This is a genomic window from Streptomyces sp. H27-C3, from assembly GCF_030063415.1.
Classification (GTDB): domain Bacteria; phylum Actinomycetota; class Actinomycetes; order Streptomycetales; family Streptomycetaceae; genus Streptomyces.
Map to the genome: position 1 here is coordinate 33,751 of NZ_JASITA010000054.1, position 8,189 is coordinate 41,939.

The 8,189-nt window shown below is 69.9% G+C and carries 7 protein-coding genes and 2 pseudogenes; 5 read left to right on the forward strand and 4 right to left on the reverse strand.

The features are described 5' to 3' along the window. Positions 1 to 74: 74 nt before the first annotated feature. From guaB to QMK30_RS34480, 3 genes are all read right to left on the reverse strand, one after another. Positions 75 to 1,580: an IMP dehydrogenase gene (gene guaB / locus QMK30_RS34470; RefSeq protein ID WP_283522285.1), complete on the reverse strand. Its 1,506-nt coding sequence runs from the start codon at positions 1,578 to 1,580 to the stop codon at positions 75 to 77. A gap of 170 nt (positions 1,581 to 1,750) precedes the next feature. Next, positions 1,751 to 2,326, reverse strand: a complete 576-nt coding sequence (locus tag QMK30_RS34475) for a sigma-70 family RNA polymerase sigma factor (RefSeq protein ID WP_283522286.1) — start codon at positions 2,324 to 2,326, stop codon at positions 1,751 to 1,753. Positions 2,327 to 2,578: 252 nt separating this feature from the next. Beyond that, entirely contained in the window at positions 2,579 to 3,190 is a 612-nt protein-coding gene (locus tag QMK30_RS34480; RefSeq protein ID WP_003948568.1) for a response regulator transcription factor, read from the reverse strand. 428 nt (positions 3,191 to 3,618) lie between these two features. Here QMK30_RS34480 and QMK30_RS34485 point away from each other — a divergent pair, with 428 nt between their 5' ends. Beyond that, entirely contained in the window at positions 3,619 to 3,999 is a 381-nt protein-coding gene (locus QMK30_RS34485) for a WhiB family transcriptional regulator (RefSeq protein WP_283522287.1), read from the forward strand. 52 nt (positions 4,000 to 4,051) lie between these two features. Here the strand turns inward: QMK30_RS34485 and QMK30_RS34490 are convergent, their stop codons facing one another. Further along, positions 4,052 to 4,948 (reverse strand): LysR family transcriptional regulator, encoded by an 897-nt coding sequence (locus QMK30_RS34490; protein ID WP_283522288.1) that lies wholly within the window; start codon positions 4,946 to 4,948, stop codon positions 4,052 to 4,054. A gap of 178 nt (positions 4,949 to 5,126) precedes the next feature. Here QMK30_RS34490 and QMK30_RS34495 point away from each other — a divergent pair, with 178 nt between their 5' ends. From QMK30_RS34495 to QMK30_RS34510, 4 genes and pseudogenes are all read left to right on the forward strand, one after another. Continuing rightward, positions 5,127 to 5,795 (forward strand): MOSC domain-containing protein, encoded by a 669-nt coding sequence (locus QMK30_RS34495; protein WP_283522289.1) that lies wholly within the window; start codon positions 5,127 to 5,129, stop codon positions 5,793 to 5,795. Positions 5,796 to 5,907: 112 nt separating this feature from the next. Then, positions 5,908 to 6,681 carry an SDR family NAD(P)-dependent oxidoreductase gene (locus tag QMK30_RS34500; RefSeq protein WP_283522290.1) on the forward strand — a complete coding sequence of 258 codons (774 nt, stop codon included), beginning with the start codon at positions 5,908 to 5,910 and terminating at the stop codon, positions 6,679 to 6,681. 420 nt (positions 6,682 to 7,101) lie between these two features. Further along, a pseudogene (locus tag QMK30_RS34505) lies at positions 7,102 to 7,557 on the forward strand (LacI family DNA-binding transcriptional regulator); the annotation flags it as partial. Between the two features lie 58 nt (positions 7,558 to 7,615). Next, a pseudogene (locus QMK30_RS34510) lies at positions 7,616 to 7,962 on the forward strand (NAD(P)-dependent oxidoreductase); the annotation flags it as partial. Positions 7,963 to 8,189: the final 227 nt, after the last annotated feature.

The following is an 8,189-nucleotide window of genomic DNA, read 5'->3' on the forward strand; positions in this document are numbered from 1 at the left end:
GCGTCCAGTATCCCCGACACGCGGCTGAGGGGCGGTCCCGGTTCACCCGGGCCCGCCCCTCAGCCGGGACTACGTTACTTCCTGCTGTAATTCGGTGCTTCGACCGTCATCTGGATGTCGTGCGGGTGGCTCTCCTTGAGGCCCGCCGAGGTGATCCGAACGAACCGGCCGTTCTCCTGGAGCTCCGCGATCGTCCGGCCGCCGACGTAGAACATCGACTGGCGCAGACCGCCCGCGAGCTGGTGCACGACCGCGGACAGCGGGCCGCGGTACGGCACCTGGCCCTCGATGCCCTCAGGCACCAGCTTGTCGTCGGCGCCCACGCCCTCCTGGAAGTACCGGTCCTTGGAGTACGAGACGCTCTGGCCGCGGGACTGCATCGCGCCCAGCGAGCCCATGCCGCGGTAGGACTTGAACTGCTTGCCGTTGATGAAGAGCAGCTCGCCCGGCGACTCCTCGCAGCCCGCGAGCAGCGAGCCGAGCATCACCGTGTCCGCGCCGGCCACGAGGGCCTTCGCGATGTCGCCGCTGTACTGGAGGCCGCCGTCACCGATGACCGGCACCCCGGCCGCCTTCGCGGCGAGCGAGGCCTCGTAGATCGCGGTGACCTGCGGTACGCCGATGCCGGCGACCACGCGCGTCGTACAGATGGAACCGGGTCCGACACCGACCTTGATGCCGTCGACACCGGCGTCGACGAGCGCCTGGGCGCCGTCACGCGTGGCGACATTGCCGCCGATGACGTCGACACCGGCCGCGTTCGACTTGATCTTGGCGACCATGTCGCCGACCAGCCGGGAGTGCCCGTGCGCCGTGTCGACGACGACGAAGTCCACGCCGGCCTCGATGAGCGCCTGGGCGCGCTCGTACGCGTCACCCGCGACACCGACGGCCGCGCCGACGAGCAGGCGGCCTTCCTTGTCCTTGGCGGCGTTCGGGTACTTCTCGGCCTTGACGAAGTCCTTGACCGTGATGAGGCCCTTGAGGATGCCCGCGTCGTCGACCAGCGGAAGCTTCTCGATCTTGTGGCGGCGCAGCAGCTCGACCGCGTCCACGCTCGAGATGCCGACCTTGCCCGTGACCAGCGGCATCGGCGTCATGATCTCGCGGACCTGGCGCCTGCGGTCCGTCTCGAAGGCCATGTCGCGGTTGGTGACGATGCCGAGCAGCTTGCCCGCCGCGTCCGTCACCGGGACACCGCTGATGCGGAACTTCGCGCACAGCTGGTCGGCGTCGGCGAGGGTGGCGTCGGGACGCACGGTGATCGGGTCGGTGACCATGCCCGACTCGGAGCGCTTGACCAGGTCGACCTGGTTGGCCTGGTCGGCGATCGACAGGTTGCGGTGGAGCACGCCGACACCGCCCTGGCGGGCCATCGCGATGGCCATGCGGGCCTCGGTGACCTTGTCCATCGCGGCCGACAGCAGCGGGACGTTCACCCGTACGTTCTTGGAGATGTAGGAGCCGGTGTCGATCTGGTCGGGGGCCATGTCCGACGCGCCAGGCAGCAGCAGCACGTCGTCGTAAGTCAGCCCGAGCATCGCGAATTTAGCGGGCACTCCATCGACGTTGGCAGTCATGACACCTTCCCAAATGGTCTTGCTCGGCGCGGATGTCCATGCTAACGGGACTCCGGGGTGTCTCATTCCACGACCAAGATCACCACGTCGGCCTGTACGTTCGCACAGCCGCACCGCCGCACCGCCGCACCACCGGCAGGGCACCGCCCGCGCCGCGTCCGCCGAACGCCCTACTGGCCGGCGAGCGCCCGCAACCGGCTGAGCGCCCGGTGCTGCGCCACCCGAACGGCGCCGGGCGACATCCCCAGCATCTGCCCGGTCTCCTCGGCGGTCAGCCCGACCGCCACCCGCAGCACCAACAGCTCGCGCTGGGCCTGCGGAAGATTGGCCAGAAGTTTCTTGGCCCACTCGGCGTCGCTGCTGAGCAGCGCCCGCTCCTCGGGCCCCAGCGAGTCGTCGGGCCGCTCCGGCATCTCGTCGGAGGGCACGGCGGTCGAGCCGGGGTGGCGCATGGCCGCCCGCTGGAGATCGGCGACCTTGTGCGCGGCGATCGCGCAGACGAACGCCTCGAAGGGCCTGCCGGTGTCCTTGTAGCGCGGCAGCGCCATGAGGACCGCGACACAGACTTCCTGCGCCAGGTCCTCCACGAAGTGACGGGCATCACCCGGCAGCCGGCTCAGCCGGGTGCGGCAGTAGCGCAGGGCCAGCGGGTGAACCCGGGCCAAGAGGTCGTGGGTGGCCTGCTCGTCCCCCTCGACCGCGCGGCGGACGAGGGCGCCGATCACCGTCGTCTCGTCGTCGCGCATCGGTCCATGGTGCCTTGACGCCGAACCATCCGCGCCGCCACGCCCGTAGTTGTGCACTGAAGCGTTATGAGCAGGTACGCCGGAAGTCATCTCCTGCGCCCTCCCCTCCCGCTCGACCGAATCGTCCCCGAGGAACTCCACACCTCAAGGATGCGGCATCGGCGACGGAACGAGTCGCGGACGCCCGCAACCCCGTCCGCCCAACGGCGGACGGGGAACGCCGTACCCGCGCAACTGCGCACGGGACATCCCTCAGCGGACCAGGCCCCAGCGGAATCCGAGCGCCACGGCGTGCGCGCGGTCCGAGGCGCCGAGCTTCTTGAAAAGCCGCCTGGCGTGGGTCTTGACCGTGTCCTCTGAGAGGAACAGCTCGCGGCCGATCTCTGCGTTGGAGCGGCCGTGGCTCATGCCTTCGAGCACCTGGATCTCACGCGCGGTGAGCGTCGGCGCCGCACCCATCTCGGCAGACCTGAGCCGGCGCGGGGCGAGCCGCCAGGTCGGGTCGGCCAGTGCCTGGGTGACGGTCGCACGCAGCTCGGCGCGTGAGGCGTCCTTGTGCAGATAGCCCCGAGCACCCGCGGCGACCGCGAGCGCGACCCCGTCGAGGTCCTCGGCGACCGTGAGCATGATGATCCGGGCGCCCGGGTCTGCGGAGAGCAGCCGACGCACGGTCTCGACGCCGCCCAGACCGGGCATGCGCACGTCCATCAGAATCAGGTCCGAGCGGTCGGCGCCCCACCGGCGGAGGACTTCCTCACCGTTGGCCGCTGTCGTCACGCGCTCGACACCGGGCACGGTCGCAACCGCGCGGCGGAGCGCCTCTCGGGCAAGCGGGGAGTCGTCGCAGACGAGGACGGATGTCATGACCGTCCTCCGCAGCTGATGCGCGTCACCTTGGGCCTCCAGGCTGGTACATATTTCGTCACCTGTGCGGTTGACACTCTCGGACAACTGCCCGATCGCTTGTTCTTTCAACCGCCTCGCACATTCAACGACGGTCACCCGAAAGAGTTACGGGTCGGACGAGCGCCTTCAGCACTCTACGTAAGGGCACCGTCGCACAGAAGCGTGCCAGCGCCTGCCGCGCCGCCAAAGTGAATCTATGCCCCATTTAGCGGCTTTTCTTCCGTTTCCGTGGTGTCTATGACTAGATTCGGCATGAGTCATATTTACATCTACTCACACAAGCGGATGCGACTCAGTACGGATGTCTCACCAAGGACGCCTCAGTACGGACGCCACAGCACGGATGAACGCTCAGTCCAGCGCGACCAGACGCAAGGGGACAAGCAATGGCAGATTTCTCCCGCCTTCCCGGACCCAACGCCGATCTGTGGGACTGGCAGCTGCTCGCAGCCTGCCGCGGGGTGGACAGCTCGCTCTTCTTCCACCCCGAGGGGGAGCGGGGCGCGGCCAGAAGCGCGCGCGAGACGTCGGCGAAGGAGGTCTGTATGAGATGCCCGGTACGCGCGGAGTGCGCGGCGCACGCCCTCGCGGTGCGTGAGCCCTACGGCGTGTGGGGCGGGCTGACCGAGGACGAGCGCGAAGAGCTCATGGGGCGCGCGCGCAACCGCCTGATCTCGACGTCGCCGACCACGGCGGCGGCGAATGGGAGCACGAGTGCGCGGGCCGGTACGACAGTGGCCGCGACCAAGGCCAGGTCGCTGAAGTAACGTTTCTGCGCCGAGCCGCACCCCCCGCCGCCACAGCGGCGCCCCGTGCCGCTCAGCGGGCGGCGGCCAGCGCCAGCTGGTCGAGCGTGGCCGCGACCGCCGGGACCTGGGCCAGGTCGGGAAGGGTGAGCGCGACGATTTCGCGCTGCACGGACGGCTCCACTGTCACTGTGCGTGCACCCTTGGGGCGTACGGACTCCATGGCCAGCTCGGGCAGAACAGCGACCCCGAGCCCGGCCGCGACCAGTCCGATCACCGCCGGATAGTCGTCGGTCGCGAAATCGATCCGCGGTACAAAGCCCGCGCTCTCGCACACCTCCACCAGTTGCCTGCGACAGCGCGGGCAACCGGCGATCCACGCCTCGTCGGCCAGTTCGCCGATGCCGACCTGGCCGGCGTCGGCGAGCCGGTGCCCCTCGGGGACCAGGCCGACGAGACGGTCGGTCAGCAGGGGGCGTACGACCAGGTCGTCCCAGTCCTCGGTGGCGCCGCCGGGGCCGTAGCGGAAGGCCAGCGCCACATCGCAGTCGCCCTCGCGCAGCATCTCCACCGAGCGCGGGGGCTCCGCGTCGACCAGGGAGACGCGGGTGCCGGGGTGGGCTGCGCGCAGCGCGGCCAGCGCGGTGGGGACCAGCGTCGAGCTGCCGCTGGGGAAGGAGACCAGGCGCACCCGGCCGGCCCGCAGGCCGGCGATGGCCGCGACCTCCTCCTCGGCTGCGGTCAGCCCGGCGAGGATGCCCGCCGCGTGCCGGACCAGCACCTCGCCCGCCTGGGTGAGCCGCATCTCGCGGCCCAGCCGGACCAGAAGCGTGGTGCCCGCGGAGCTTTCGAGTGCCTTCATCTGCTGACTGACGGCCGGCTGGGTGCAGCCCAGTTCACGAGCGGCGGCGGAGAACGAGCCGGTGGACGCGACGGCGCGCAGGACACGGAGATGGCGGGCCTCGATCATGCGTCGAGCATAAGTGACGCTTGGGGGAGATGGGCAAAATTGAGTGGATACTTTGAATGCCGGGCCACTAGCGTTCGCTCATGAAGGTCATGGGAGCCATGGGAGTCATGAGAGTCACCGGATTCTCGGGAGAGACGGGATTCCCGGGAGCCATGAAGGGCGCGAGGGGCATGCAGCTATGAGGGTTCTGACGGTGAATGCGGGACCGGCGAGGGCCGTCGGGTACACCGACGCCCCGGGCGGCAGGTCCGGAATCGACAAGCGGCCGGTCGACGGGCCGGTACGGGTGTTCGTGCCCGGCGCCGCCGGTGCGGGAGGCAGCGGCGTCGAGGGTGACACGGTGTGGGACGCGCGGTTCCACGGCGGCGCCGACCGGGCCGTGTACGCCTTCGCCCGTGAGGACCTCAACGCTTGGGAGCGGGAGCTCGGGCGTCCAGTCACCAATGGCTCGTTCGGCGAGAACCTCACCACCGCCGGCCTCGACCTGACCAACGCGCTCGTGGGCGAGCGCTGGCGCGTCGGCCCCGACGTGGTGCTCGAAGTCACCGGCGGACGCATCCCCTGTCGTACGTTCGCGGGCTTCCTCGGCGAGAAGGGCTGGGTCAGGCGCTTCACGCAGGCAGGGGCCACCGGCGCACTGCTGCGTGTCATCGAGCCCGGCGCGCTCCACGCGGGCGACGCGGTCGAGATCGTGCACCGGCCGGACCACGACATCACCAACGCGCTGCTGTTCAGAGCCGTGACGACCGAGCGGAAGCTGCTGCCGAGCACCCTGGTGGCGGCCGAGTGGATGGAGTCCGGGCTGCTGGGCGTGGCCCGGGAGTACACCGCCAAGTACGGCGGCTGAACCGGGGCCGCGAGCCTGCCCGTTCGTGGTCGCGGAGAAGTGACGGAGCGGGGGCGCGGGACGGGCCGGGCGGGCGTCGGGGACACCCGCCCGGGGCGCTAACGTGCCCCTTATGACGACTGCATTGATTACCGGAGCCACAGCAGGCATCGGCGCCGCCTTCGCGCGGCGCCTCGCCACCGACGGGCACAACCTGGTGCTGGTGGCCCGTGACGCCAAGCGGCTCCACGAGCAGGCGACCGAGCTGCACGACCGGCACGGCATCGAGGCGGAGGTGCTGACCGCCGACCTGTCCACGGAGGACGGGATCGCGGCGGTCGAGGCGCGCCTGTCGGACCGTAGGCAGCCGGTGGATCTGCTGGTCAACAACGCCGGCTTCGGCAACAAGGGGCGTTTCCTCGAAGTACCCATGGCCGACGAACTGACCATGCTGAAGGTGCACTGCGAGGCCGTGCTGCGGCTGACGGCGGCGGCCTGCGGCGGCATGAAGGAGCGGGGCCGGGGCGGAGTCGTCAATGTCGCGTCGGTCGCGGCCTTCGTACCGCGCGGGACGTACGGCGCGTCGAAGTCGTGGGTCGTGCAGTTCACCCAGGGCGTGGCGCGGGACCTGTCCGGGTCGGGCGTGCGGCTGATGGCGCTGTGCCCCGGCTTCGTACGGACGGAGTTCCATGAGCGGGCCGGGATGGGGACGGACAACATCCCGGACTGGATGTGGCTCGACGCGGACAAGCTGGTGTCCTCGGCGATGGGCGATCTGGCGCGCGGGAAGACCCTGTCGGTACCGGACCCCAGGTACAAGGCGCTGATGGGCGCGGTGAAGCTGGCGCCGCGTGGCCTGCTCGGCGGAATCACCCTCAAGACCGGCCGCAAGTACGGGCCTCAGTAGGCCCCTGACCCCTGGCCCCTCCTCCGCGCATGGTGCCCGCCCCTGGTGTCCTGTCGCAATGAAGGTTGAGCAGTCTCATCGAAGTCTGAGTGACGGCTGTGGCTTGGGGGGTGGCAGGTGTGGATGGTGGTAGATGTGGTTCGTCAACTCAACCGAGACACCGGTGGCGCGATTCTCACGCAACTCGGCAGTTTCCGGGGCCTGCGGTGGAGGCCACGTCGGACTCGTTCCCAGGGTGCACCTGGCGACACATTCCACTGACTGGCGGGCATCCGAGGTGACCGGCTGCGCTCCACTCTCTGTCTGTCCTCGAAGAGTGCCTCCCGCACTGCAAGGTGACGTCCGTCCTGGAGCCTTGCAGCACAATGGATGGCCGGATCTGACAGAACCTCGTCATTGCAGCCACCGCCGTGGGGCGAAATGATCAGCACATGCCCGCACCGCACAAAGTCGTCATCGTCGAGTCCCGACGACACCGCCGAGCACGGCGACCGGATCACCGAACTGCCCGTGCCCGCCGTACTGCTTGAGCGGCGGGCGACCGGTGGCTCGGCGCTGGACGGGCTCGACCGGGTCTGCTCCGACCATCGCCACGGGGTGCTGCTCGCCGTGCGCCACCTGGTGGGCCTCGGTCACGGGGCGCCGCTGCTCGTGGCGCGGGCCGACAGTCCGACCGCGCTCGCGGTGCGGTCGGGGTACGCCGAGGCGCTGGGCGCGCTGGGGCTGCGCGCGTCGCCCCCGGTGATCGACTCGGTACCGGCCGAGCTGCACCCCGAGCGCTTCGAGGACGAGGCGCGGGCGCTGCGTACGGCGGTGGTCTCCGGTGGGGTGACCGCGGCGCTGGTGCACAACGACGTGGACGCGATCAAGGTCGTGCAGCGGCTGTCGGGACTGGGCGTGCGGGTGCCCGACGAGCTGGCCCTGATCGCGTACCCCGGCTACCCACCAGCTGATCGGCGCCCACCAGCTGACCGTGATGCCGGCGGGGCCGCCCTGATCAACACCGCCCGGGGTTCCCTCGCCGACGAGGGAGCGATGCCCCCCGAGCTGGCCTCCGGCCGCCTCAACGCCGTACTCGATGTGACGGACCTCGAACTCCCGCCCCCCGGCTCGCCGTTGTACGACCTCCCGAATGTCCTGCTGACCCCGCGCGTCGCGGGCTCGCTCGGGGGCGAGCTGCACCGCATGGCCGATCAGTCCCTGGACGAGCTGGAGCGTTGCGCCACCGGCCGCCCCTTCGCGGACCCGGTGCGTCCCTGGGAGCTCGACCACTCCGCCTGAGAGCTTGAGACGGCAGAGAGCTTTGGCGGGCAGGGCGAAAACGCCGAGGCCCGGCACCCCCCTGACGGGGATGCCGGGCCTCGGACGTACGAGCTACCGGCTTAGGGCTCGCAGAGATTCAACATGCGTGTTTGATGTTGTCCGGGGGTTCGGTGCCGTAGGCATCGAGGTAGGCGGCCACGTCTGCGGGGGTGGTGAATCGTGCTGTGGAGCGAGGGACGGTGCAT

Bases quoted from the DNA above. Each gene is read 5' to 3' on its own strand.
- guaB (WP_283522285.1), bottom strand. From the start codon at position 1,580: ATGACTGCCAACGTCGATGGAGTGCCCGCTAAATTCGCGATGCTCGGG.
- QMK30_RS34490 (WP_283522288.1), bottom strand. From the start codon at position 4,948: ATGATCGAGGCCCGCCATCTCCGTGTCCTGCGCGCCGTCGCGTCCACC.
- QMK30_RS34475 (WP_283522286.1), bottom strand. From the start codon at position 2,326: ATGCGCGACGACGAGACGACGGTGATCGGCGCCCTCGTCCGCCGCGCG.
- QMK30_RS34495 (WP_283522289.1), top strand. From the start codon at position 5,127: ATGAGGGTTCTGACGGTGAATGCGGGACCGGCGAGGGCCGTCGGGTAC.
- QMK30_RS34500 (WP_283522290.1), top strand. From the start codon at position 5,908: ATGACGACTGCATTGATTACCGGAGCCACAGCAGGCATCGGCGCCGCC.
- QMK30_RS34480 (WP_003948568.1), bottom strand. From the start codon at position 3,190: ATGACATCCGTCCTCGTCTGCGACGACTCCCCGCTTGCCCGAGAGGCG.
- QMK30_RS34485 (WP_283522287.1), top strand. From the start codon at position 3,619: ATGGCAGATTTCTCCCGCCTTCCCGGACCCAACGCCGATCTGTGGGAC.